The 24,818-nt window shown below is 65.6% G+C and carries 21 protein-coding genes; 9 read left to right on the top strand and 12 right to left on the bottom strand.

From position 1 onward, the window contains the following. Positions 1-130: 130 nt before the first annotated feature. A complete protein-coding gene (gene creD / locus LZ016_RS09850; RefSeq protein WP_241447200.1) occupies positions 131-1,525 on the top strand; it encodes a cell envelope integrity protein CreD in 1,395 nt (464 codons plus the stop codon). Between the two features lie 41 nt (positions 1,526-1,566). After that, the gene (locus LZ016_RS09845; protein ID WP_241447199.1) at positions 1,567-2,463 is read left to right on the top strand and encodes an LOG family protein; all 897 of its coding nucleotides are present in this window, start codon (positions 1,567-1,569) and stop codon (positions 2,461-2,463) included. A 9-nt stretch (positions 2,464-2,472) separates the two neighbouring features. Here the strand turns inward: LZ016_RS09845 and LZ016_RS09840 are convergent, their stop codons facing one another. The 3 genes from LZ016_RS09840 to LZ016_RS09830 all read right to left on the bottom strand — a co-directional run bounded on the left by LZ016_RS09840 (position 2,473) and on the right by LZ016_RS09830 (position 5,003). Beyond that, positions 2,473-3,156 (bottom strand): c-type cytochrome, encoded by a 684-nt coding sequence (locus LZ016_RS09840; RefSeq protein ID WP_241447198.1) that lies wholly within the window; start codon positions 3,154-3,156, stop codon positions 2,473-2,475. A 76-nt stretch (positions 3,157-3,232) separates the two neighbouring features. After that, the gene (nudC, locus tag LZ016_RS09835) at positions 3,233-4,078 is read right to left on the bottom strand and encodes an NAD(+) diphosphatase (protein ID WP_241447197.1); all 846 of its coding nucleotides are present in this window, start codon (positions 4,076-4,078) and stop codon (positions 3,233-3,235) included. Continuing rightward, entirely contained in the window at positions 4,068-5,003 is a 936-nt protein-coding gene (locus LZ016_RS09830; protein ID WP_241447196.1) for an A/G-specific adenine glycosylase, read from the bottom strand. Before LZ016_RS09830 ends, nudC begins: the two co-directional genes overlap by 11 nt. Positions 5,004-5,094: 91 nt before the next feature. Between LZ016_RS09830 and LZ016_RS09825 the strand changes: the two genes are divergently transcribed. From LZ016_RS09825 to LZ016_RS09800, 6 genes are all read left to right on the top strand, one after another. Further along, on the top strand, positions 5,095-5,658 hold the full coding sequence (locus tag LZ016_RS09825; protein WP_241447195.1) for a DUF721 domain-containing protein: 564 nt from the start codon (positions 5,095-5,097) through the stop codon (positions 5,656-5,658). Positions 5,659-5,662: 4 nt separating this feature from the next. Beyond that, positions 5,663-6,412, top strand: a complete 750-nt coding sequence (locus LZ016_RS09820; protein ID WP_241447194.1) for a thioredoxin domain-containing protein — start codon at positions 5,663-5,665, stop codon at positions 6,410-6,412. 27 nt (positions 6,413-6,439) lie between these two features. After that, the gene (locus LZ016_RS09815) at positions 6,440-9,859 is read left to right on the top strand and encodes a chromosome segregation SMC family protein (protein WP_241447193.1); all 3,420 of its coding nucleotides are present in this window, start codon (positions 6,440-6,442) and stop codon (positions 9,857-9,859) included. 4 nt (positions 9,860-9,863) lie between these two features. Then, positions 9,864-10,556, top strand: coding sequence for a DJ-1/PfpI family protein (locus tag LZ016_RS09810; RefSeq protein WP_241447192.1), 693 nt, complete (start codon positions 9,864-9,866; stop codon positions 10,554-10,556). A 98-nt stretch (positions 10,557-10,654) separates the two neighbouring features. After that, positions 10,655-12,895, top strand: coding sequence for a TonB-dependent receptor (locus LZ016_RS09805; protein WP_241447191.1), 2,241 nt, complete (start codon positions 10,655-10,657; stop codon positions 12,893-12,895). Positions 12,896-12,904: 9 nt separating this feature from the next. Beyond that, on the top strand, positions 12,905-13,594 hold the full coding sequence (locus LZ016_RS09800) for a Fe2+-dependent dioxygenase (protein ID WP_241447190.1): 690 nt from the start codon (positions 12,905-12,907) through the stop codon (positions 13,592-13,594). Here LZ016_RS09800 and LZ016_RS09795 read toward each other — a convergent pair. Both LZ016_RS09795 and LZ016_RS09790 read right to left on the bottom strand, forming a co-directional pair. Next, positions 13,591-15,036 carry a UdgX family uracil-DNA binding protein gene (locus LZ016_RS09795; protein WP_241447189.1) on the bottom strand — a complete coding sequence of 482 codons (1,446 nt, stop codon included), beginning with the start codon at positions 15,034-15,036 and terminating at the stop codon, positions 13,591-13,593. The genes LZ016_RS09800 and LZ016_RS09795 overlap by 4 nt on opposite strands. 2 nt (positions 15,037-15,038) lie before the next feature. Further along, entirely contained in the window at positions 15,039-16,283 is a 1,245-nt protein-coding gene (locus LZ016_RS09790) for a putative DNA modification/repair radical SAM protein (protein ID WP_241447188.1), read from the bottom strand. A gap of 91 nt (positions 16,284-16,374) precedes the next feature. On the opposite strand from LZ016_RS09790, the gene LZ016_RS09785 reads away from it, so the two are divergent. Then, the gene (locus LZ016_RS09785; RefSeq protein WP_241447508.1) at positions 16,375-18,285 is read left to right on the top strand and encodes a CocE/NonD family hydrolase; all 1,911 of its coding nucleotides are present in this window, start codon (positions 16,375-16,377) and stop codon (positions 18,283-18,285) included. Here the strand turns inward: LZ016_RS09785 and LZ016_RS09780 are convergent. The 7 genes from LZ016_RS09780 to LZ016_RS09750 all read right to left on the bottom strand — a co-directional run bounded on the left by LZ016_RS09780 (position 18,282) and on the right by LZ016_RS09750 (position 24,816). Further along, complete coding sequence (locus tag LZ016_RS09780) at positions 18,282-19,109, bottom strand: DUF1206 domain-containing protein (protein WP_241447187.1); 828 nt, start codon at positions 19,107-19,109, stop codon at positions 18,282-18,284. The two genes, LZ016_RS09785 and LZ016_RS09780, sit on opposite strands and share 4 nt — an antisense overlap. Next, a complete protein-coding gene (locus LZ016_RS09775; RefSeq protein ID WP_241447186.1) occupies positions 19,106-20,644 on the bottom strand; it encodes a peptide MFS transporter in 1,539 nt (512 codons plus the stop codon). The genes LZ016_RS09780 and LZ016_RS09775 overlap by 4 nt, the downstream gene beginning before the upstream one ends. 95 nt (positions 20,645-20,739) lie before the next feature. Next, a complete protein-coding gene (locus LZ016_RS09770; RefSeq protein WP_241447185.1) occupies positions 20,740-21,168 on the bottom strand; it encodes a hypothetical protein in 429 nt (142 codons plus the stop codon). 49 nt (positions 21,169-21,217) lie between these two features. Continuing rightward, positions 21,218-21,709, bottom strand: a complete 492-nt coding sequence (locus LZ016_RS09765; RefSeq protein ID WP_241447507.1) for a demethoxyubiquinone hydroxylase family protein — start codon at positions 21,707-21,709, stop codon at positions 21,218-21,220. 41 nt (positions 21,710-21,750) lie between these two features. Beyond that, positions 21,751-22,260: a disulfide bond formation protein B gene (locus LZ016_RS09760; protein WP_241447184.1), complete on the bottom strand. Its 510-nt coding sequence runs from the start codon at positions 22,258-22,260 to the stop codon at positions 21,751-21,753. A 1-nt stretch (position 22,261) separates the two neighbouring features. Continuing rightward, positions 22,262-23,608, bottom strand: coding sequence for a S41 family peptidase (locus LZ016_RS09755; RefSeq protein ID WP_241447506.1), 1,347 nt, complete (start codon positions 23,606-23,608; stop codon positions 22,262-22,264). A 32-nt stretch (positions 23,609-23,640) separates the two neighbouring features. Continuing rightward, positions 23,641-24,816 carry a murein hydrolase activator EnvC family protein gene (locus LZ016_RS09750; RefSeq protein ID WP_241447183.1) on the bottom strand — a complete coding sequence of 392 codons (1,176 nt, stop codon included), beginning with the start codon at positions 24,814-24,816 and terminating at the stop codon, positions 23,641-23,643. Positions 24,817-24,818 lie beyond the last annotated feature (2 nt).

The raw sequence follows: 24,818 nt of genomic DNA, 5'->3' as shown, positions 1-24,818 counted from the left end.
GTCGGGCTCTGCGCGGGCTTGACCGCCGCACTGCAGTTTGGCCTTTTCAGCGAAAGGTCAGAAGTCGCTCATGCCGCTCACCCCCGTTTGGGCCACACTGCTCCCTCTAAAGGAAAACAGGGAGAATCTCGTGTTTCGATCTGAAGGCACACGTACGCCGGGGTTCAAATTCCTCTTGGCGATCCTGGTGGGCGCCGCGCTCGTCATCCCGCTTTTTTCGGTGTGGCTCCTCGTCTACGACCGTCAGACGCAATCGCAGGAAGCGACCGCCTCCATCACGGAAGGGTGGGGCGGACCGCAGGCGATCTCCGGCCCAGTCATCGTGATTCCGTACAAGGCGACGTCGACCGAGACCGTGGTCGAAAACGGGCAAAGCGTAACGCGCACTCGCCAGGTGGTGCGGGAGCTCAGCCTTTCGCCGGAGGTCTCGACGGTCATTACGTCCGTCGCTCCGGAACGGCGGAAGCGGTCGATCTACGAGGCGGTTGTGTACGATGCGAAGCTCGAGGGAGCAGCGCGTTTCGCCTTTCCGCCCGACCTCGCGCGGCATGGCGTCGAGCCCGGATCGATGGACCTGACTCGAGCAGAGCTCCGCTTCGGGGTGAGCGATGCGCGGGGCCTCGGCGCGAACCCGAGCGTCGTCGTCAACAGCGCGCCGCTCAGGCTTCAGCCGGGCGGCGGTAGCGGCGGAGGTCGCGGCTTCTTTGCGTTCGTTGACGCTACCCAGCTTGCCAGCCGGCCGATCACCGTGCGCTACGATTTTGGCCTGCGGGGCAATTCCTCGCTGACGCTGGCCCCGCAAGCCGGCGAAACGGTTTGGACCGTCCGTTCCGCCTGGCCCCACCCGAGCTTCGGCGGCGACTTCCTTCCCGAGAAGCGAACGGTCGCCGCGAACGGCTTCAAGGCCGAATACCGCATCGGCAACCTCGCGCTAGGCAAGTCGCTGGTTGCGACTGCAGACGCAGGGCAAAGCAACGTCATCGACAAGGTGCCTCCGGCATCGACGACGGCTTATGACGGTCCACGCGATGCGGGCGTGCCGCAGGTCGCCAGCATCAGTCTCATCCAGCCGGTCGACCTCTATTCGCAGGTCAACCGTGCCACGAAGTACGGTTTCCTATTCATCGGCTTCACGTTCCTGGCGCTGCTGATGTTCGACGTCATCGGCGGCGTTCGCGTTTCGGCGGTCGAGTACTTGCTGATGGGCGCGGCGATCGTGCTGTTCTTCGTCCTGCTGCTGGCTTTCGCAGAAGTCATCGGCTTCACGCCCGCCTACATCGTCGCGTCGGCTGCGATAGCCGCATTGAACACGGCCTATTCGGCTGCCGTCCTCGGAAGCTGGAAGCGCGCCTGGTTCATCGGCGGCCTGCTCGTCGCGCTTTATGCAGTGCTCTACATCCTGCTCAGCCTCGAGGCTTACTCGCTGCTGATCGGCTCGCTGCTGCTCTTCGCGGCACTCGCCGGTGTGATGTACGGGACACGCCGGATCGACTGGGGCGCACCGCGTCAGCAGGAACTGGCGTAACGCTTGGGGTTGCCGACGGGCTCAGCTAAGGCCCGTCGGCAATGACCGAGCCCGTACCGCCCAAGCGTATTTTCCCGGAAGCCAAAGTCGACGCGAAAGCGGCTCGGCACGTCCCTTCCAGCCCGCAAACCGAGAGCGGAGCCTACAAGCTCGCCTTCCAGGACAATGAGTTCCTGCTCCGCGAGGATCTCCGCCCCGTCCGCTTCCAGCTCGAGCTGCTGAAGCCCGAGCTGCTGATGAACGAGGCCGGCATCGGATCGACCTTCGTCTTCTACGGCTCGGCGCGCATTCCGGAGCCGTCGATGGCCGACGCGCTGGTGGCCGGTGCGACCGACGATCGCCAGCGGGCGGTGGCCGAACGCCTCAAGGCCAAGTCGCATTATTATGAGGTCGCCCGCGAGCTCGCGGTGCTCGCCAGCAATTGCGGCTGCGACGAAGAAGGGCTGCGCCACTTCGTCGTCTGCTCGGGCGGCGGACCGTCGATCATGGAAGCCGCGAACCGCGGCGCCATCGAGGCGGGAGCGGAGACGATCGGCCTCAACATCGTGCTTCCGCACGAGCAGCTGCCGAACCGCTACGTCACGCCCGACCTCAGCTTCCAGTTCCACTATTTCGCGCTGAGGAAGATGCACTTCCTTCTCCGCGCGCGAGCGGTCGCGGTGTTCCCCGGCGGGTTCGGGACGTTCGACGAATTCTTCGAGCTTCTGACGCTCATCCAGACCGGCAAGGTCAGGCCGCTGCCCGTGCTTTTATTCGGCCGCGAGTTCTGGACGCGCGTGGTCGATTTCGAGGCTTTGGTCGACGAAGGCGTGATTGCGCCGCACGACCTCGAAATCTTCCATTGGTGCGAGGATGCGCAGTCCGCGTGGGACTTCGTGCAGCGCTTCTACGAAGAGCATCCCGCTCCGGCACCGGAGCAGAACGGACCGGCGAAGTAAGCCCGGCGCTTAGTGCGCCGGCGCCGTCGCCTCGGGGTTACCGCCGCTGGTCTTCTCATTCAGCTTGGGCGGCAGCGGCTCCTTCTCGGACGCCTTCTGCGGACCGTCGTTGGTGCCGGTGCCCGGCTTGCCAGCGGCTTCGGCGGGCTTGGCGTCTTCCGCTGGAGCGGCCGGAAGCGGCTGCTGGTGATCGCTGTGCGCGTTCAGGAAAGCGATCACGTTGGCGCGGTCCTGCGGATTGCTGAGCCCCGCAAAGGTCATCTTCGTGCCCGGAGCGAACTTCTTCGGGCTCGTCAGCCAGTGGTTCAAGCTCTCGAAGTCCCAGGCTCCGCCGACGCCCGACAACGCGGGCGAGAACGGGAAGCCATTGGCGCCCTTGCCGATCGGCTCACCGAGAACGCCCCACAGGTTCGGGCCGAGCGCGTTGGCGCCGCCCTTGTCGGCGTTGTGGCAGGCGGTGCACTTCTTGAAGACCTGCTCGCCCGCGGCCGGATCGGCGCTCGCAAGGTAGAAAGCGATCGGCTTCTCGGCCTCCGCGGTTCCGGCGCCTTCCTCGACCACGCCCTCGATCGGATAGCCCATGTGCTCCGGGCGCTCGCCGTGGAAAGTCTCGCCCGTGACGATCGAAGCCCCAAGGGCAACGATTCCGGCGAACAGCACCCAACCTGCGATGGTATTGAAACGGTCGTCCATGGGTCTCCGATCGGCGACTGCCGAGGCTGCTAGGATAGAATTTGCGCCGATCCTTTAGGGGTGCCCAAGCCGTTCATCAAGCCGTCAGCCAATGGTCCAGCAGAGTACGCGCAATTGCGAAGCGCGGGGGTGGCAGGAAGGCCGCATCGGCCTCCCCGGCGAGGGCTGCCGCGATCTCTTCGCGAGTGAACCAACGGGCATCGTCGAGCTCGGTCCGATCGATGGTCAGATCAGCGTCGAGCGCGCGCGCATGACATCCGATCATGAGCGATGACGGGAACGGCCACGGCTGGCTGGCGACATAGGTCACGTCCGCGACTTCGATGCCTGCCTCCTCGTGCAACTCGCGAGCGACGGCCGCTTCGATCGACTCGCCCGGTTCCAGAAAGCCCGCGAGCGCCGAGTAGCGGCCGGCCGGATATTGCGGCTGGCGGCCGAGCAGCAGGCGGCCGTCATGCTCGGCAAGCATGATGACGACCGGATCGACGCGCGGGAAATGCTGGGCTCCGCAGACGGGGCAGCTCCGCGACCAGCCGCCGCGCTCCAGCTCGGTCGGGTGACCGCTGTTCGCGCAGAAGCGATGTCGCGAGTGCCACCAGGCGAGGCTGAGCGCGGCAGCGAACAAGGGCGCTTCGTCGGGCGCGAGAGTGCCGATTGTGTCGAAAGCAGCGCGGGCGTTGCCATGCGGCTGCTCGATCGCCGAGAAACGCGCGAGCCCGTCCTGAAGACCGAGAAAGAGGTCGGGCGAGGTGAGTCCCTGCCACTCGAGGCGGCCGTCCGGGCCGACTGCCGGAAGGCCTTCGCGCCAGACCAGCTGACGGGCGTCACGGCTGCCGGTCAGTTCGGAAACACGCGCAGGATCGACCCGGACCTGGTCCGCGCGATCGATCCCGGTGCCGGAGAAAAATGGCTCAGGCCGCAAGCTTGGTCCTCGATTCCAGAACTGCGTCGATGGCGCGGCGGTAGAGGGTCGGAAGCCCGGCGTCGCTGATCTGTGAAAGTGCCTGCCACCAGCCTTCGCGCTCAGGCTCTGATGCAGCGACGATGTCTAACTCCAGGCGGAAATGGGTGAACACGTGGGTCACGCGAGCAAGCGCCGGACCTTCGTTTGCTGTGTCGGCGGTCCATTCCGGGCCCGGCAACGCAGCCATTCCGCCGAGCATGCCCTTGGCGGGCCTCCGGATGAGCCAGATGCAGCCGTCGCGCTCGATCCATTGAGCGATGCCGTGCTTCGTCGGCCGCACCAGCTTGCGCTTCGGCGCGGGGAACCGCTCTGGCTCGCCCGATGCGAAAGCTTTGCAGTCCGGTGAAAGAGGGCACTTAGTGCACTCTGGCGCCCGCGGTCGGCAAATGGTCGCGCCGAGGTCCATCATCGCTTGGGCGAAGTCGCCGGCGCCGACCTGCGGAGTCAGCGCGTCCGCCAGCTCCCGGATTCGATCCTTGGCCTCCGCGATGGGCACGTCGATCCCATGCAGCCGCGCGACAACCCGCTCCACATTGGTGTCGATCACCACCGCGCGCCTGCCGAAGGCGATCGCGGCAATCGCAGCGGCAGTGTAGCCGCCGATGCCCGGAAGCTTGCGAAGCTCTTCCTCGGTGTCCGGAAATCCTCCGCGGCCGGCGACCTCTCGCGCGCAAGCGATGAGGTTGCGGGCACGGGCATAATATCCGAGCCCGGCCCACTCGGAGAGCACATCCTCGTCGGCCGCTGCGGCCAGCGCTTCGACCGTCGGCCAGCGCGCCAGGAACCGCTCGAATCGCGGTGTCACGGCTGCGACGGTGGTCTGCTGAAGCATCACCTCGCTCAGCCAAACGCGATAGGGATCTGACGTTTCCTCACCGGGCATCGCGCGCCATGGAAGGCGGCGGGCGTTATCCACATAATGTTGGAGCAACCGGTTGGCGGGCACGCGCCCCCTATGGCATGACCTCCGTCAAATGGCGAAGCCCAAGTCACCGAATACGAAGAAGAATGAGGACGCGCCGAGGAGCGGCCGTCCGCGTGCCGCCGGAGAGCTCGTCGGCGAAATTGGCGGCGTTGCCTTCCGCCGCTTCGGTTTCGTCCAGAGCGCGATCGTCAGCCGCTGGCCGGAACTCGTTGGCGAGCGGTACGCCAAGGTTTCGTCCCCGGAATCCATCCGTTTTCCGACGGGCAAGAAGTCCGGCGGCGTCCTGACCCTGCTCGTCGAAGGCGCGCATTCACCTCTGCTTCAGCATCTCAGCCCTCTGATCATCGAGCGCGTGAACCGCTTCTTTGGATATGAGGCCGTGAACCGGGTGGTGTTCAGGCAGGGCAAGCCTCTTCCCCGCGAGCCCGAGCCGGCGCGTCCCCAGCTTCGGCCCGTTCCGAAGGAACTCGGTGAGGGACTTCGGCAGATCGCCGATCCGGAGCTTCGCGCCTGCCTCGAATCGCTTGCGGGCAGGATCGCTGCTAGCACCGGGGCTCCCACCGTGGATTCGCCTGTGGAAAACCCGATTCCATTACCTTTCCGGAGTGAATGAACCGATGAAGCCAGCCTATGTCCTGCTTGCCGCCGTCGCGGTGCTGTCCAGCGGCGCCTGCGATGCCAAGAAAGGCGATGAAGCCAACACGACCGCTGCGGCGCCGATCAAGGCCGTCGCTCCGCCGAAGGGCGGCGACTGGACCAAGATGGTCTCGCGCACTGAAGCCGGCGGCTACGTAATGGGCAATCCCGAGGCCGACGTGAAGCTGATCGAGTTCGGCTCCATGACCTGCCCGCACTGCGCCGAGTTCGACGAGAAGGGCGGCGAGGCGCTCATCAACAAGTACGTGAAGACCGGCCGCGTCAGCTACGAGTTCCGCAACTTCGTCCGCGATCCGTACGACCTGACGGCTGCTTTGATCGCGCGCTGTGCGGGGCCGGAGCGCTTCTTCCCGCTGACGCACGAGCTCTACGCGGATCAGAAGAACTGGATCGCGAAGCTGCAGGCCATTCCGGCGGAGCAGACGCAGAGCCTCCAGACAATGGGTCCGGAACAGCAGTTCACGAAGATCGCCGAATGGGCGGGGCTTCAGCAGTGGGGCGCGCAGCATGGCGTCCCCTCGTCGAAGAGCGCGCAGTGCCTGACCAATCAGGCGGAGATCAACCAGCTGGTGCAGATGAACGGCGATGCGACAACGCAATTCCCCGAATTCGCGGGAACGCCGACTTTCGTGATCAACGGCAAGATGCTCGAGCAGACCGCCACCTGGGACAAGCTCGAACCGCAGCTGCGTGACGCACTCGGCGGCTAAGGCAAGCTGAGGGTGGGGGCAGAATAAATGCGCATCCGACGGCTCAAGCTCAGCGGCTTCAAGAGCTTCGTCGAGCCGTCGGAGCTGCGCATCGAACCCGGCCTCACGGGCGTCGTCGGACCTAACGGCTGCGGCAAGTCCAATCTGTTGGAAGCCATCCGCTGGGTGATGGGCGAAGGCAGTCCCAAGTCGCTTCGCGGCGGCGGGATGGACGACGTGATCTTCGCCGGCACCGCGACCCGCCCGCCGCGCGACTTCGCCGAAGTCTCGATCCTCATCGAGCGTAATCGCACGGACGACGGAGGACTTTCGGGCGAATCCGAAGTTACGCGGCGTATCGAGCGCGGTGCCGGTTCGGCCTACCGGCTCGACGGCCGCGATGTCCGCGCCAAGGACGTGTCGCTGCTGTTCGCGGACGCCGCGACGGGCGCCCATTCGCCGGCGCTAGTCAGCCAGGGCAAGGTCGGGTCGATCATCGCCGCCAAGCCGACCGAGCGGCGGCTCCTCCTGGAAGAGGCCGCCGGCATTTCAGGCCTGCACGCGCGGCGCAAGGACGCCGAACAGAAGCTGCGGGCGACCGAAACCAACCTTACGCGCCTTGCCGAGCTTCTCTCGGATCAGGAGCAGCGGGCGGCGGCGCTAAGGCGTCAGGCGCGCGCGGCCGAGCGCTATCGCCAGCTTTCCGACAAGATTCGGGCAGCCGAGGCTCGGCTTGTCCACGCCCGCTGGGTCGAGGCTGATCAGGCAGCGACTGCAGCGACGGCCGAAGCCAAGGCCGCAGAGGGCGAGGTCGCGACGCTTCAGCGGACCTTGGTCGAGGTCCAGCAGGCGCAGGACCAGGCGGCGGCTCTCCTGACGCAGCGCCGCAACGAGCTGTCGCAGGCGCGCGAACGGGCGACCGAGCTCGCGCACGAGCTGGCTACGACGCGCGCACGCCGCGACACGGTGGTTCGACGGCTGGCGGAACTCGACAGGCTCGACGCTGCGCTGGCGGCTGACATGGAGCGCGAGGAAGCGCTTCGGGGCGATGCCGAGACGCGGATCGCAGAGCTCGATGCCGAGCGGGCAGCGATCGATGCACGCCTTGCCGATGACGAGACCCAGGCGGCTCGCATCGGCCGCGAGCTGGCGGAACTGGAAACGGCATCGCGCGAAGCGGAAGCGGCATTGGCCGACCTGCTCGCGCGGCAGGCTGCGATGCGGGCCGAGCGCCGGGTCGCGGAGGCGGCTCTGGATGCGGCCAGGGCGCAGGTCGACCGGACCGAGCAGGAGCGCCAGAAGCTTGCGGGCCAGATTGAAGCGCTTGGCTCGGGGTCTGAGCAGGAGACCGCCCGCCAGGAAGCGTTGAAGCGCGCTGAGGCCGCAAAGGCCGCGCAAGCGGCCGCCGAAACCAAGCTGGAGGCCGCGGAGGCCCAGCGCGCCGAAGCTGCCGAACGCCGGGACGGGGCGGAGAGCGCCGTGGCAGCCGCGCGTGCGGCCCTGTCGGCGGTGAAGGCCGAGGCGCAGGCGCTGGAGCGGGCCCTGCTACACGGCGGCGGCTCGGCGATCGAGAGCCTGACTGCGGAAGCCGGATACGAACGCGCTCTTGCCGCTGCGCTCGGTGAAGACGCGGATGCGTCGATCGGCGGCGGCGGCGTCCGCCGGTGGATGGGCAGCGTGACGCAGGCAGGCGATCCGCCGCTGGCGCCCGGCCTGACGCCCCTCATCGATCACGTTCGCGCCCCTTCCCAATTGCTGAGGCGCCTGAAGCAGATCGGCGTCGCCGATGAGGACAGCGGCCAGCCGCTCGCGGTCGGCCAGAGGCTGGTGACGCGCGACGGCAAGCTTCGGCGCTGGGACGGCTTCGTCTCGACCGGCTCGGGTGCGGCGGCGGCGGAACGCCTGATCCGCGCTAACCGTCTCGCCGAATTGAACCGGCAGTTGCCGGAGCTTGAAGGCGCCGTTGCAGCGGCCGCCTCCGCGCGCGACGAGGCTGCGCGCGACGTCGAGCGCTGGCGCTCCGAAGGCGACGAGCAGCGCAAGGCGGGCTCCGCCGCCGAACGCGAGTCTCGCGATGCAGAGCGCGCCGCTGACGCTGCTGCCGTCGCGATCGACCGTCTCAACGCGCAGCGCGAAGCGATTTCGCAGCGGCTCGACGACCTCAAGCCCGTCGCCGAGGCCGCCGCCGAGTCACTTCAGGCGGCCGAGACTGTCCTCGCTGGCTTGCCCGATCCGGCCGCGCTCGAAGCAGATGTCGAAGCGGCTAGGGCCCTTGCCTCTGCTGCTGGAACCGCCGTTGCCGACAAGCGTGCAGAAGCGGCGACGCGAGCTCGTGAAACCGCTGCTGCGCGCGAACGTCATGGCGCTGCCGGGCGCGAACAGGACGAATGGCGCAAGCGCCACGCGGACGCGAAGCGTAGGCTCGCGCTGGCCGTCGAGCGCCAGGGGCAACAGGCCGCCGAGCGAGCGGAGCTAACGGATGAGCCGCAGCGGCTCGATGCCGCCATCAGCGAACAGGAAGGCCGCTCGCGCGAGCTGGAGCGCGCGACCTCTGCGGCTGCAGAAGCGGAGCGCGCCGCTGAGGCTGGCGTGTTGAAGGCCGCGTCGGATCTGGCGGCTTCCAATGAAACCCTTTCCTCCGCCCGCGAGCGCCGCGCTGCCGCCGCCGCTCGCGCCGAGGGCCAAGAGGCCCGCCGCGCCGAATATGCGCGCGTATGCTTGGAGCGTTTCGAGTGCGTGCCGCAGCGGCTGCCGGAACGGCTTGGCTTCGATGCCGGCGAACAGGTCGATGCCGAGGCTCAGTCCGCGCTCCTCGAACGCCTCACCGCCGAGCGCGAGCGCATCGGGCCGGTGAACCTCGTCGCCGAGCAGGAGCTGGCCGAGCTTGAAGATGCCCGGGTCAAGGGCGCCGAGGAAGCGGAGGAGTTGACGCAGGCCATCCATCGCCTGCGCGGCTCGATCGGCAATCTCAACCGCGAAGGCCGGGTTAGGCTCATCGATGCCTTTCAGAAGGTCGACGCGCACTTCCGGGACCTGTTCACGACACTGTTCAACGGCGGCCAGGCTCACCTTGAACTGGTCGAGAGCGACGATCCCCTCGAGGCCGGGCTGGAGATCCTGGCGCAGCCGCCGGGCAAGCGCCTTTCGACGCTGACTTTGCTGTCCGGCGGCGAGCAGGCCCTGACCGCGGTCGCGCTCATCTTCGCATTGTTCCTAACGAACCCCGCGCCGATCTGCGTGCTCGACGAGGTCGACGCGCCGCTTGACGATGCGAACGTTGAGCGCTTCTGCGACCTGCTCGACCGCATGACGAGCGAAACCGACACGCGCTACCTCATCGTCACGCACAACGCGGTGACGATGAGCCGCATGCACCGCCTCTACGGCGTAACGATGATCGAAAAGGGCATCAGCCGCCTGGTCTCCGTCGATCTGGGTGGAGCGACGACGCTTCTCGCTGCAGAATAAGGCGATGGGCCCCCTTCGCGTCGTCTTTCTCGTCTATCCCAACGTCACGCAGCTCGACCTCACCGGTCCGGCGCAGGTCCTGTCGCGGCTCGGCGATGCGAAGGTCGACCTCGTGTGGAAAGCGCGCGAGCCCGTCCCGACCGACAGCGGGTTCGCGCTCCTCCCGACCGCGACACTGGAAGAAGTGGCCGCGGCAGACATCCTCTGCGTGCCGGGCGGGTTCGGCTGCATGGACGTCATGGAAGACGAAGAGGTGCTGGACTGGCTTCGAGGCGTCGCGGACAATGCGCGGTGGGTGACGAGCGTCTGCACCGGCTCGCTCATTCTCGGCGCCGCGGGCCTGCTCGCAGGGTATCGCGCAACATCGCACTGGGCCTGGCGCGACTATCTCAGCCTCTTCGGAGCGGAACCCGTCGCCGAGCGCGTCGTCTTCGATCGCAACCGGGTCACGGGCGGCGGAGTCACTGCAGGCATCGACTTCGCTTTCGCGCTGATGGCCGAGATCCGGGGCGAGGAATATGCCCGCGGCGTGCAGCTCGGGCTGGAATACGATCCGCACCCGCCATTCGAATCAGGATCGCCCGAAAAGGCTGGCGAGAGGCTCATTGCCGCCGTTCATGATCGGTCCAACCGCTTCGCGCCGGATCGCGAAAGACGCGTAAGAGCGGCGGCAAATCGCCTGAACTCAACGGTTTAAGCGCTCTAATCAAGCTATTCCACGCCTGCTATTGCGAATGACTATCAATAACGATAGTCCGCCCCTAACTCTTCAATCGAGGCAAAGGGGCTTTTCACGTGTCGCGATTCAGCAGTAGCGCCGGTATCCGTTCGTACAGGAAGGCGGCATCGGTGCTGGTGGGCTCCACGCTGCTGTTCAGCACGGAAGCCTACGCGAACGACGTCGCGGCATCCGGAACGGCCACTGCGGCGACGACCTCGGACGCTGCCGAAAACAGCGAGGGCGCCGACCCCATCATCGTCACCGGGGCGAAGTATCGCATCAACACGCTGAACAGCCGCCTGCCCGACGTGCGCGATGCGCCGCAATCGATCAGCATCGTCCCCCGCGAGATCATCGAACAGCAGGCGGCAACGACGCTCAACGACGTGCTTCGCAACGTCTCCGGCATCAGCATGGCTGCCGGCGAGGGCGGCGGCGGACCGGCGGGCGACAATCTGACGCTACGCGGCTTCGGTGCACGCAACGACATCTTCGTCGACGGCATTCGCGACTTTGCCAGCTACACGCGCGACACGTTCAACGTGGAACAGGTCGAGGTAGTGAAGGGTCCCGCGTCGGCCCAGACCGGACGCGGGTCGACCGGCGGCTACATCAACATGTTCTCGAAGCAGCCGAAGCTGGGGACCTTCGTAAGCGGCACGGTCGGCGTGGGCTTGCCCGGCTACGTGCGGGGAACTGCCGACGTGAACGTGGGCGGGGATCGGCTCGGCCTGGGCGGCGGCACGGCGCTTCGGGTCAATCTGCTCTATCATGAGGCCGACACGCCCGGGCGCGACCATGTCGAAACCAAGCGCTGGGGCATCGCGCCGTCCATTGCCGCCGGCCTCGGCACGTCGACGCGAGCCATCCTGTCCTATTTCCGCCTAGAGGGGGACAATCAGCCGGATTACGGAATCCCGTTCGTTCCCGACACTAACACGGCGCTTCCGGAATATCACAACAAGCCCGCGCCGGTGGATTACGACAATTACTACGGGCTGACGGAGCGAGATTACGAGGACACGGTCACCAACATCGCGACGTTCGCGCTGGAGCACGACATCACGTCGGACATCCGCATCGCGAACACGACCCGATACGGCTACGCGACGCGAGACTCGATCTATTCCTCGCCGCGATTTGCAGTCATTCCTAGCGACCCACCGACGACTAACACCGGGCTGCTAGTGAACCCGCAAACGCAGTCGCGCGACACGGTCGATAAGGTTCTGCTCAATCAGTCGAACCTTTTCGCGAAGTTCCAGACCGGCAGCGTCCGCCATGACGCGATCGCGGGTTTCGAGATTTCGAGCGAGAAGAGCCGCAACCAGCTTCGCCTGATTACCGATGGTACCCCAACGAACATCTTCGATCCGGATCCAGAGCGCCCCTGGGATGGGACGGTTGTCCATCTTCCGGGCGAGGTCGTCCACGCAAAGGCGGACACGGTCGCGGCATACGTCTTCGATACCGCCTATCTCACCGACCAGATCCTCATCACGGGCGGATTGCGCTGGGAGCACAACAAGAGCGAGTTCGATCCTGCGCCGTCGCAACTCTCGGCAACGGTCGGCCCGATCGACCGCAGCGATTCGTACCTGACCTGGCGCGCGGGCATCACATACAAGCCGATCCGGACGCTTAGCCTCTACGCCGGCGCCGGAACGTCGGTGAACCCGTCGATCGAGAACCTGACGCAGACGACTCCGACAGAGGCTCAGGGCGCGCTGAAGCCCGAGCACAGCCGCACCTTCGAGGTCGGTTCGAAGTGGGACGGCTTCGGCGGCAAGCTACTTGTGACGACCGCTCTGTTCCGCACGGAGAAGACCAACGCCCGCACGCCCGGCCTTCCCGGCGAGCCTGCCATGGTCCTCGAGGGCGAGCAGCGCGTGGACGGTTTCGAGTTCGGCGCGACGGGGCGCATCACCGAACGCTGGCAGCTGGTCGCGAGCTACACCTATCTCGACAGCGAGGTGATCGATTCCAACACGATCACCGATATCGGCAATCGCCTCGGTAACGTGCCGAAGAACAGCGGCTCGCTCTGGACCCTCTACACCTTCCCGCAGGGCATCGAGATCGGCGGCGGCGTTCGCTACGTCGGGGCACGCTACACGAACACGACGAACACGCGAAAGGTCGACGATTATTGGGTCGCTGACGCCACCTTCGGCTACGACATCAGCAAGAAGGTCACGCTCCGCCTCAACGCCTTTAACCTTTTCGACAAGCGCTACGCCGACTCTCTCGGCGGCGGCCACTTCGTGCCGGGTGCGGGTCGCAGCGCAGTCGCCACCCTGGCGTTCGGCCTGTAAGGACGGGCGATGCTCGTCGCGGTCCCCGCTGCGCTTTCAGGCAATGAGCTCGCCGAAGTCCGGCGGCTCGTGCTCAGCGGCGCGTGGGAGGACGGGCGAGCAACCGCCGGCAAGCAGTCGGAACTTGCCAAGCGCAACCTGCAGTTGAAGGCCGAATGTCCGGACGCCCAGGCGGCCGGCGAGATCATCCTCGCCGCGCTGGCGAACAACGGTCTGTTCATGTCGGCGGCGCTCCCGAAGCGTGTCTTCCCGCCCTTCTTCAACCGCTACGATGCGGACTCCGGGCATGGTTTCGACAATCATGTCGACAACGCGATCCGCTACTTGCCAGATCGCTCGGACCGCATTCGAACGGATCTGTCGGCGACGCTCTTCCTCTCCGATCCGGACAGCTACGATGGAGGGGAGCTCGTGATCGAGGACACGTACGGCGAGCATGCTGTGAAGCTCTCCGCGGGTGACCTCGTCCTCTACCCGTCGGCCTCGTTGCACCGGGTTGAGCCCGTGACGCGCGGATCGCGAGTGGCATCCTTCTTCTGGATTCAATCGATGGTCCGCGACGACGGCCAGCGCACGCTGCTCCTTGAAATGGACGCCGCCATCCGCACCCTCGCTACAAACCTCGGCGACAAGGACCCCGCGATCGTCTCGCTGACGGGCACCTATCACAACCTGCTCCGCCGCTGGGCGGACTGCTAGGCCGTCAGTTTCTCCGCGCGGTCGCGGATGCGTTTGAGGTCGTCGACGAACTTCTGGCGTTCTTCCACGCGGCGCTCGGGTTCGGGAATGCGCAGAAGAAAGCTTGGGTGGACGGTCACCCAGCATTCGCCGCCTTCGGCCAGCGGGATCGGCGATCCGCGCACCTTGCTGATGGTCACGACCTTGTCGAGCACGGAACGCGCCGCAGTCGCGCCTAGCGCTACCGTCACGGGCGGGCGGATGAGCGACCGTTCCTGGTCGATCCACCAGCGGCAGGCCTCGATCTCGCCCGCGTTCGGCTTGCTGTGGACGCGCTTCTTGCCCTTCTGCTCGAACTTGAAGTGCTTCACGGCATTCGTGACGTAGACCTGTGAGCGCGGGATGCCGGCCTTCTCCAGCGCTTCATCGAACACTTGCCCCGCGGGCCCGACGAACGGACGGCCAGCGAGGTCCTCTTGGTCGCCCGGCTGCTCGCCGACGAACATGATCGACGCGTCGAGTGGGCCTTCACCGAACACCGTTTGCGTCGCGTGCTTGTAGAGGTCGCATCGCGTGCAGCCGCGCGCTTCCTTGAACAGCGCCTCCCACGACGCGCGCAGGTTTCCACCCGGCTCGATGCTTCGCTCGGCCTCCAGCGCATGCTTCAAACCCGTCTTGGCGGCGGCTCGGTCGATCATCTCCAACTCCCGCGTGCGGGCGTTCGCAATCAGGGGCTGAACGAGCGAAGTCTCCGGCATGTTGCGCCAGTACTTCTTCGGCATCTCCTTGAGCATCGCCCCGACCTTCAGCCGCGCCGGATTGAAGATGGACGCGTAGTAGGTCTTCCACATGGCTTCGAGCGGATCGCCGCCAGGCGCCTCCGCCCGCGCTGCGCCGGGGCCCTCGGTCAGTGCCTCGCCGTCCCAGTAGATTGAGAGCTCCGGCGTCAGGATCGACCAGCGCATGTTGGTGAAGCGGCGGACGAAAAAGCCCGCAGTGTGCCGGACGATGTGATGGTCCGGTTCGAAGAAGGCGACGAAGCGGTCGTTGATCTCGCGGAAGCGGACGAAGGCGTGCATCTTGTGCACGTCACGGCGGACTTCCTTAGCCAGTCGTTCCAAACGGTCGACAAGCGGGTCCGCCCGGTCCTCGAATGCATTGCGGTTGGTCCGCAGCTTCCACAGCATGGCGTAGAGCAGCGCGAACCGTTCCGGATCCGAGTGGCAGACAACGCTTTTCGCAAGATCGATGAAGGCGCGCGGGACGGCAAAGCTCGCGCCCTTCGGTTGCGTGGCGTCGGTCGCGAACAGGTCGTCGGGACCACCGTCGACGCGCCAGATGATGGCGGATGGCGGCACCCCGGCTTCGGCAAGATCGCGCGCGGCATCGCGCCAGCCCTCGAAATCGTCCTGGGCGGCAAGCGTGACGCGGTGCGCGTCGATCATCGGGCCTTCGCGGAGCATGACTATGCCGCGAACAACTCCAGCTGCTGCTCTCTAGGGGCAAGGAGGGTGCGAAGATCCGCGCGGTCCGTAAGCAAAGTCGGACGCCAGTCGATCGTGGCGATGAACGGCCGCACCTTCGAGATCGACACTGTGAGGCGCGCGACATCGTCCAGCCGAAGCTTGCGCCAGCGCCGAGATGCCAGGATGCGGTCGACGGCCTTCGTGCCCAGTCCCGGGACGCGCAGCAGCTGCTCCTTCGGCGCGCGGTTCACGTCGACCGGAAACGATTCCCGAAACTTGAGGGCCCATGCAAGCTTCGGGTCGATGTCGAGCGGGAGCATGCCGTCATCGCCCGCCGCGTTGACGACCTCGGCCGGCTTGAAGCCGTAGAAGCGCATCAGCCAGTCGGACTGGTACAGCCGGTGCTCACGCAGCAGCGGCGGCCGCTTGAGCGGAAGAACGGCGCTCGCATCCGGGATGGGGGAGAACGCCGAGTAATAGACGCGGCGAAGCCGGAAGCGGTCGTACAGTCCGCTCGCGCGCGTGATGATGTCGCCATCGCTTGCCGCGTCCGCTCCGACGATCATCTGCGTCGACTGGCCGGCTGGCGCGTAACCGGGCGCCGACTTGTATTTCTTCTTCGCTTCCTCGCCCTCATCGATCGCGGCCCGCGTGTCGCTCATAGCGCTCTCGATCTGCCCGCCGTCCTTTTCCGGTGCGAGGCGCCGCAGCCCATCCTCCGTCGGCAGCTCCACGTTGATCGATACTCGGTCCGCGTAGAGACCGGCCTGTCGTACCAGCTCGGGATCGGCGTCGGGGATCGTCTTCAGGTGAATGTATCCGCGAAAGTCGTGGTCCTCGCGCAGGCTGCGTGCGACCTCGACGATTTGCTCCATCGTGTAATTCGACGAGCGGATGATCCCGGACGAGAGGAACAGGCCCTCAATGTAGTTGCGCTTGTAGAATTCGAGGGTGAGGCGGACGACCTCCTCAGCCGTGAAGCGCGCGCGGCGCACGTTCGAGCTCTTGCGGTTGATGCAGTAGGCGCAGTCGAAGATGCAGCTGTTGGTCAGTAGGATCTTCAGGAGCGAGATACAGCGGCCGTCGGGGGCGTAGGCATGGCAGATGCCCATGCCCTCCGTGGAGCCGAGCCCCTTGCCGCCGCGGCTGTCGCGCTTCGATGTGCCCGAGGATGCGCAGGACGCGTCATACTTCGCCGCGTCGGCGAGAATCGCGAGCTTCGACTGAAGGTCCAGCTGGGCCATGTGTTCTTAATATGTTCCAGAACTTCTCGTGTCCATACAGACGTTTAGCGGTACGCTTGCTGCTCAGCCGGAGCGCCCCTACGGTCCGGTGATGATCCGCACAGCCTTCCGCTCCGCCGCGTCGCTTCTGGCGCTGTCCACCCTCGTCGCCGCTGCGCCGCCGCAGCCCGTGACGCCGATGACTCCGGACGTGGTCGCGAACTACGAGCAGGTCCGGCCGGAAGCGGATTTCGTGAAGCGGGTCATCATGATCCCCATGCGCGACGGCACCAAGCTCTACACCGTGATCATGATGAAGAAGGGGACGGCGAACGCGCCGATCCTCCTGTCGCGCACGCCTTATGACGCGAAGGGCAGCGTCACTCGCACGGCCAGCCAGTCGCTCGTCGACGTGCTTCCGATCATGGACAAGGAGTTCGTCAACGACGGCTACATCCGCGTCTACCAGGACATCCGCGGCATCCACAATTCGGAGGGAAAGTGGGTGATGAACCGGCCATTCGTCGGGCCGCTCAACAATACCAAGATCGATGAATCCACCGACGCCTACGACACGATCGACTGGCTGGTGAAGCATGTCGCCGAAAGCAACGGCAATGTCGGGATCATCGGTTCGTCCTACCTCGGCTTCACCACGCTCGCGGCGGAAGTGAACCCGCATCCGGCGCTGAAGGCGGCGGTGCCCGAAAGCCCGATGGTCGACGGCTGGCGCGGCGACGACTGGTTCCACAACGGCGCCTTCCGCACCAACAGCCTCGACTATGCCGTGGCGATGAGCACCAAGAAGGCCGAAGGGAATGGTTTCGCGGTCGGTCCGGGCGACGATTACACCCGCTATCTCGAGGCGGGCTCGATGGGCGATTACGCGCGCAAGCTCGGCATCGAGAACTACCCGTTCGTGCAGAAGCTGTTCCAGAACCCCGCCTACACGGATTTCTGGTCGCTCCAGGCCGTCGACAAGATCCTCGCCGCTCGTGAACTGACGGTGCCGACGCTCATCGAGGTCGGGCAGTGGGACCAGGAGGACAGCTACGGCGGTCCGGCGGTATACAAGGCGCTTGCGGCGAAGTATGAAGGTTCGGGCCTGCTGCATCTCGCCATCGGTCCGTGGCGGCATTCGGGCGCCAACCATTACGGCTACGATCTCGGCGACCTGACCTTCACCGGCGACACCGCCGCCGAATGGCGGACGCGCTACGTGAAGCCTTTCTTCGATCATTATCTGAAGGCTGGGGCCGATCCCCACACCCCGCCGGTGCTGACCTACTCGACCGGCGTGAACCGCTGGAACGAGAGCCCACGTTGGCCGATGGGCACGCCGACGCCCCTGTTCCTCGACGCAAGCAATGGCGCGAGCTTCGCGCAGCCCGCCTTGGCGGGACATGACGACTACGTCTCTGATCCGGCAAAGCCGGTCCCCTTCATCCCGCGTCCGATCGAGATGGGCGACGACGAGCAGTGGAAGCCGTGGCTCGTGCGCGACCAGCGATTTGTATCCGACCGCACCGACGTTCTGTCCTACACGACGGCGCCTCTGACTAAGTCGGTGCACATCATGGGCCCCCCAGAGGCACGGCTGTTCGCATCGACCAGCGGCACCGACAGCGACTGGGTCGTGAAGCTGATCGACGTCTATCCCAATGAAGCGCCGGAAGGGGCGTCACAGGGGTCCAAGCAGGACATGTCCGGCTTCGAGCTTCCGATCGGGATCGAGATCTTCCGTGGACGCTACGTCCACAGCCTGTCGGCGCCCGAGGCGCTGACGCCCGGCAAGGTCGAGGAATATCGGTTCAATCTTCCGAACGTCGACCACGTGTTCCTGCCGGGGCACCGCATCATGGTGCAGGTCCAGTCGAGCCTCTTCCCGCTTTACGACCGCAATCCGCAGACCTTCGTGCCGAACATCTTTTATGCCAAGGCGGACGACTATCGGAAAGCGACGCAGAGCGTCTTCTACGGGGGTTCGACGGCAAGCTCGGTGATGCTGCCAGTGGTTCCCTAGCGCTCGAGCTTTTCCGCAACCATGTCGGCGACCTCTTCGACCGGAGGCGGACGGTGGATGCGGCGATAGCGAGCCTCGACGAGGCTCAGGACGCCGAACAGCGCGAGGCCGGCTGCGACCCAGCCGCGCGTATCGCGGGAAAAGAAATCGAGCGCCTGCTCCAGGCCGCCGGCCTCGGCGGCGTTATGGTGAAGGGCCGATTGCGCCAGCAGCCACGCAACCACCAGAAAGATGACGCCGCGCGCGGAATAGCCCGCACGGCCGAGCCACTTGATCCAGCGCTTCTGATGTTCGGTGCAGTCGAGTGGGTCGAGGAAGTTGCAGCGCGCGACCTTGAAGAACTGGCCGATCGCAGTGCCGAACAGGATCGCCGCGGCGATCAGGACGAACAATTCGCCGCCTTGCAGTTGCAGGGCATCGGCCGTGCGGGACTGCGTTTCGTTGCCGCCAAAGCGACCGGCGAAGACGATCCACACGGTCTTGTAGGCAAGGTAGAGATAGATCGCGCCGCTGCCCGCGGAGATGATCCGCTTGCGCCATGCCTTCCAGTGATGACGGCCGCTTTCGATGCCGAACAGGGCGTCGGTGAGGTGCCAGAGGCCGTAGACCGCCATCCCTGCGCCGAGCACGGTGATAAGCAGCTTGCCGATGCCATGCCCCACATATTCCAGCGCGCCCGTGAGATCCTCGGTGCGGCCGGCAAGAATCACCAGCGCGGCGATCAGGATGTAGAGCAAGCCCCGGGCAGCGAAGCCTAGCCGGGTGAGGAGCTGGAAGCGGCTCTCGCCGGCCAGGTCGTCGGGAAGCGCCTCGCTCGGCTTCACGCTGCGGCTGGAATGGGCGCTTGGCCCGCGAACCGCCGTCCGATCACCAGCTTGAAGACGATGAAGGCGACGAGTCCCACCACTGCGCTGGCGACGTGCAGAAGCCAGAACGTCGTCGTCGGGACCTCCGAGTACAGGCCGCCGACATAGCCCACGATCTTGTTCGCCGCGAAGAACGCCAGATAGTAGAGGCCGATCACGGTTGCGCCGATCTGCCTGGGCGCCATCTTCGAGAACAGGGCAAGGCTGACCGGCATCAGATGCGCAAAGCCCGTGCTGTTCATCAGCTCGAAGATCATCGGCCAGAAGAGGCTAATCTTTCCGCCGGCCGGCTGGGTGAGCGCGGCCATGAAAAGGCAAAGTCCGCCCGCGACGATGAAGACGCTGCCGATGATCATCTTGCTGATCTCATCGGGCTCGCGATGTTTGAGTCCCCACCATTTCCAAAAGCCGGCGACGGCGACCAGCATGGTGAAACTGACGCCGGCATCGATCGAGATGAGCCAGCTGCTGGGGATGGTGAAGCTCATGAAGCGCAAGTTGAAGTGCTGGTCGCCCCAGACGAGGTAGGCATTGAAGATCTCCTGGTTCGTCAGGAGCGATACCGCGATGATTGGGATCAGTGCGACGAGCGCTAGCGTGCGCAGCTTGTCCTCTTGGCCCAGATTGCGAGTAAGGGCGAAGTAAAGAGCGCTAACCAGCACGATCGCCGAGATCGAACCGACGATCCAGGACGAGAACAGGTAGCCGGAAACCAGCAGCCAGGGCATGACCAGCGCAACGATACCGAGCGCGCCTGCAATCACGCGGCTGACCAATTTGCCGGGTTCGGCACGGCCGGCCTCGATTTCCTCCGGCAGGTATTTCTGGCCAGACAAGTAGATGGCGAGGCCGATCACCATAACCACGCCGGCGCAGCCGAAGCCGTAATGCCAGCCGACCTCTTGACCGAGCGTGCCCGCAATCAGTGGTGCGATGATCACGCTGACGTTGATGAAAATGTAGAAGATCTGGAACGCCATCGCGCGGCGTACGTCGCTCTCCGAATAGAGGTCACCGACCTGCGTCGCGATGTTTCCCTTGAACAGCCCGACGCCGATGATCAGCGAGAGCAGAGCGAACAGGAACGCCCCTTCGAAGGCCATCAGGAAATGACCGAGGGCCATCACCAGCCCTCCGGCGATCATTGCGACCTTCCGGCCGGTGAACCTGTCGGCGATGATCCCGCCGAGGATCGGCGTCAGATATACGAGGGAGGCATAGTCGCCGAAGATTGCCGAGGAGAGCGGCTGCCCTTCGAGACCCGGATAGTGCCAGCTGCGCAGCCAATCGAGCCCGACCACGGTCTCGATCTTGCCCGGCACGAGCAGATACTTGACCATGTAGAGCACGAGCAGGGTCTGCATGGAGTAATAGGAGAAGCGCTCGCACGCCTCCGTGAAGCCGAGATAGCCGAGACCCTTCGGATGACCGAGGAACGCGCGGTCGGAGCGTTCGATATGCTCCAGATCCGGCGTGACTTCGGCTACGGTCATCGGCACTCTCCCTTGCGGTATAACGCAGTGGCTAGAGCGCCGATGCGCGGGGCACAATGATGCGGGGTACGTGGATCAGCCGGCAGCAGAGAGCGTTACTGCGGCGGCCGGCTTCCCTGCGCCGCTTCGCGTGACTCTTCCTTGGCCTCGTTGATCATCTGGTTGAGGCAGCCCGTGTAGCCGGCAGGGCCGACCGGCGAGCAGCTCTGGATGCCCGTGCGCCCCATGCGCTCGATGCTCCGTGCCTTGTTCGCCCACGCCTGGCCCTGCTGATAGGTGCCGCTCGGCCGGTAGGATTCAGGCATCCGATAGCGGTAGGATTCCGGAACGCGCGAGCAGACCACGACCTCGTCGTCGGTGGAGCGCGGACAGGGATCGTTGCCGAAGACGACGATCTCGGCGATGCGCTGCCCGGTCGTTTGCGTCGTCCCTGAGGAACTTTGCTCATCCTGCGCCAGCACCGGCGAAGGCACCGCAAAGCCAGAAACAACGGCAAGGGCTGCCAGAGGGGCTGCGAGCTTCATCTTATGTCCTTTCAACAGCTTAAAGCGGGCGAGCCCCACCTGTAGTTCCTCAGACACGTTTCGACAGTCCGATGGCTATCCTGCAAGCGCCACGGATAGCCGCAGTCAATACGGGGTAAGCCGGAGCGCGCGCTGCGCCGGCCTCACGGGCGACGTCCCGATGCTCGAGCTCTTCGGCCCGGAATTCCTCGATGTCCTTGGCGAGAACGGGGTCGTCTTCCCCAAGTTCGCGGAGCTGGTCGCCGTAGTGGCGGTCGATTTCCGTCTCCACCGCCTCGGTGCACGCCATCGCGGCTTCTTCGGAGATCAAAGCCGTGACCGCACCAAGCATGAAGCCCGCGCCATGCCAGACCGGCTGCAGCGCGGTCGGGCGCACGCCGCGCTCGCTCATCAGCGCGTTGAAGCGCTTCAGGTGGCGCTGCTCCTGTTCAGCCATGCGCGACACGAGCTTTGCAGCGGAGGAATTGCGGCGCAGGACCGCGAGCTGGCCGGCATAGATGCGGGTCGCGCCATATTCGCCGGCCTGGTCGACGCGTAGCATCGAGGCCGTGTCCGGCCTGCGCTGACCTGGCCGCCAGGGGCTCACGCGCGGCCGCCCTTCGCGAGCAGGAACATGATCAGCGAGGCTCCGCACAGCGAAAGGAGGGCGTTCCAGCCCGCCATGGAGATGCCGAGGAACGACCATTGCACCTGATCGCAGCGGACCAGCGGAACCTTCAGGATGTCCTCGAGTGAGCGCGCGCCCGTCGTCGTGCAGGTGGTCATACCCTCGAAGATCTTGAGCTCGACCCCGGCATGATAGACGCCGATGATGCCCGAGACGGCGATGGCGATCGCGGCGAGCAGCGTGAAGTTGCGTGTGCGCGAGGACTCCGCGGGATTGGTGAAAGCGAGCAGGGCGAGCAGGATCGCCGCGCCGTGCGGCCAGCGCTGCCAGTAGCACATCTCGCAGGGGTGGAGCCCGCCGATGTACTGCGAGCCGAGCGCGCCTCCGAGCAGTCCTAGCGGAAGCAGCAGGGAGATCAGCCGCGCAAGTTGTGCGTTGCCCGATCCGAATACCCCGCCTGTCTGCGGAAGCGCCGCTTCGTTCACCTTAAGACCGTGAAGACGTGCCCGCGGACGCGACCGTCGTGCTGCGCGGCGACAGCCGCTTCAGCGTCTTGATCGCATAGTCGAGCTGGAAGTCCTTCACGCCCTTCTTCTCCAGCTCGGCCGGAGTAAAGGCGAAGCGCGGATCCTTCGAGAAGTCGTCCTCCTCGAGCAGCTTGTCGTCGACATTGGCCTGGCCCAGCAGGTGCCGGCGAAGGTCTGCCTCGCGCACGACCTTGCGGTCCTTGTAGTCGGCGTCCGTCAGCTGCGGCACGGTGATATCCGGATCGATGCCGCCGGCCTGAACCGAGCGTCCCGATGGCGTGTAGTAGCGCGCCGTGGTCAGCCGGAGGGCCGCCTTCGGACCCATGATCTGGACCGTCTGGACCGAGCCCTTGCCGAAGCTGCGCTCGCCCATAAGCAGCGCGCGATGGTGATCCTGCAGAGCACCGGCGACGATTTCGGCCGCCGAAGCGCTGCCCGCGTCGATCAGGACAACGACCGGAAGGCCGTGCGCCATGTCGCCGGGCGTCGCATAGTAGCGCTCGATGTCGTCCTTCTGGCGTCCACGCTGAGAGACGATCTCGCCGCGTTCAAGGAAGGCGTCGCTGACGTCGATTGCCTGGTCGAGCAGGCCGCCCGGGTTCGAGCGAAGGTCGACGACATAGCCGAGAGGCTTGCCGCCGGTCGCCTTGTCGATTGCCAGAAGCGCCGCCTTGGTGGCGTCGCCCGTGTTGCCGGCGAACGAGTTGATGTTGATGTAGCCGATGCCGTCCTTGATCTCCCACTTCACCGGGCGGAGCTCAATCCGCTCACGGTTCATGGAGACGTCGAACGGCTTGTCGCGGCCCGGACGGACGATCGTGAGCTTCACATTCGTGCCCGGCGAGCCCTTCATCTTTTCGACGGCCTCGTCGAGTGACAGGCCGTAGAGCAGCTCACCGTTGATGTGGGTGATGTAGTCGCCCGACTTGAGGCCGGCGCGCCATGCAGGCGTGTCTTCCATCGGAGACACGATCTTCACAGCGCCATCCTCGACGGAGACGGTGATGCCTAGGCCGCCGTAATTGCCGTCCGTCGTCGCCTTCAGCGTGTCGAAATCGCTGGCCTCCACATAGGAGGAATGGGGGTCGAGCGAAGCCAGCATGCCGTCGATCGCACCCTTCATCAGCGTGTGATCGTCGACCTGGTCGACATATTGCGCCTTCACCCGCTCGTAGACGCTCATGAACGTCTCGAGCTCCTGGTAATTGGCGACATCGGCAGCGGCGAGCGAACTCGTCGTCACCGGCACCAGAGCGAGCGCGCCGACAAGGGCGAGCGGCGGAAGCAATTTGTGCGCGAGCTTCATGGCATTCGTATCCCGGGTCTCAGGCAACTTCCCTAACCCTCTTTGCGGCCCTTTGACAGGCTCTGAGATGAACCTGCGATGAGAGCAGGTGACACATGTTGCCCGTTTCGGGACAATTCCACCCCTATTCGACCAAGCGCACGCCCAAGTGGTTCGCCGGCGGTCACTTTGTCACCCGCCTTCTTCTCGGACGCGACGTTGAGAAGCAGGCTCATCCAGCCGCCTTGATGCTCGATAATGACCACCGAGTCGTATCTCCGGAAAGGACCAGAGAAGCGAACGATGCCGGAGGCCGGGACGACGATTGGCGCGCCGCGACCCGTGTTCAGCGTGAGGCCCCGCGAACGCACCCCGTTCGAAGCGATGGAGCCCAGGCCCTCGACGACCGACGCGCTGGCCGGCAGTTGGTAGGCCAGCGGCGTCTGCGCTTCCTCCCCCGATGCGCCTGGCCGCGCGGGTGCCGCAGGCATGCGCGAAAGGTCGGATGCGATCCCCGCTGCGGCGCGGCGGCGCTCCGCCTCGGACGCGATCTGCTGCACGTCTTCGCCGCGAGCCAGCGCCAGGTCGCCCGCGCCGAGGGCCTCGCCGCCGCGCTGCGCGGCCAGTTGCAGGGCTTGGGTCTCCAGCTCCGCGAACTCGAGCTTTCGCTGTGCCAGCGTGTCGCGGCTCTTCACCAGGTCCTGGCGGGCAAGCTCGGCGTCACGCTCGAGCGCCTTGCCTCGCTCCAGCTCGGCCCGAAGGGCGGCCGTTCGGTTGCGGATGGCCGGAAGGGTCGCGTCGAGCAAAAGCCGCACGCGGACGAATTCTTGCGTCGAGCCTTGGTCCAGAATCGCCAATAGAGGTGGGCGCTCGGACATGACCGCCAAAGCGCCGAGCAGTGCTGATGCCGGCGCTTGCTCCTGCGTCAGCCGTTCCCGCCGCGCCGCAACCATCGCGGAGATGATGCGGGCGTTGGCATCCGCAGCGCTGATGCGGGCTTCGGCGGCCTCGATGCCTTGGGCGGCGGCGGCTTGCCGGACACGCAGCTTTTGCGCTTCGTCCTTGGCGTCGTCGGCGGCCTTCTGGAGTTTCGCGGCTTCGGCCTCGGCGGCCTGCGCTTCCGCCTGTGCGCGCGCGGCGGTCACGTCGAGAGGCTCGCCCTCCGTCTGCACGGGACCGCTCGCTGCAATCAGCAGGCAGGAAGCCAAAGCGACGCCGAGGGTGCGCATGG

The organism is Sphingomonas telluris (assembly GCF_022568775.1).
Classification (GTDB): domain Bacteria; phylum Pseudomonadota; class Alphaproteobacteria; order Sphingomonadales; family Sphingomonadaceae; genus Sphingomicrobium; species Sphingomicrobium telluris.
The sequence above is the reverse complement of the archived record's forward strand: the minus strand, read 5'-3'. Positions and strand labels throughout refer to the sequence as shown.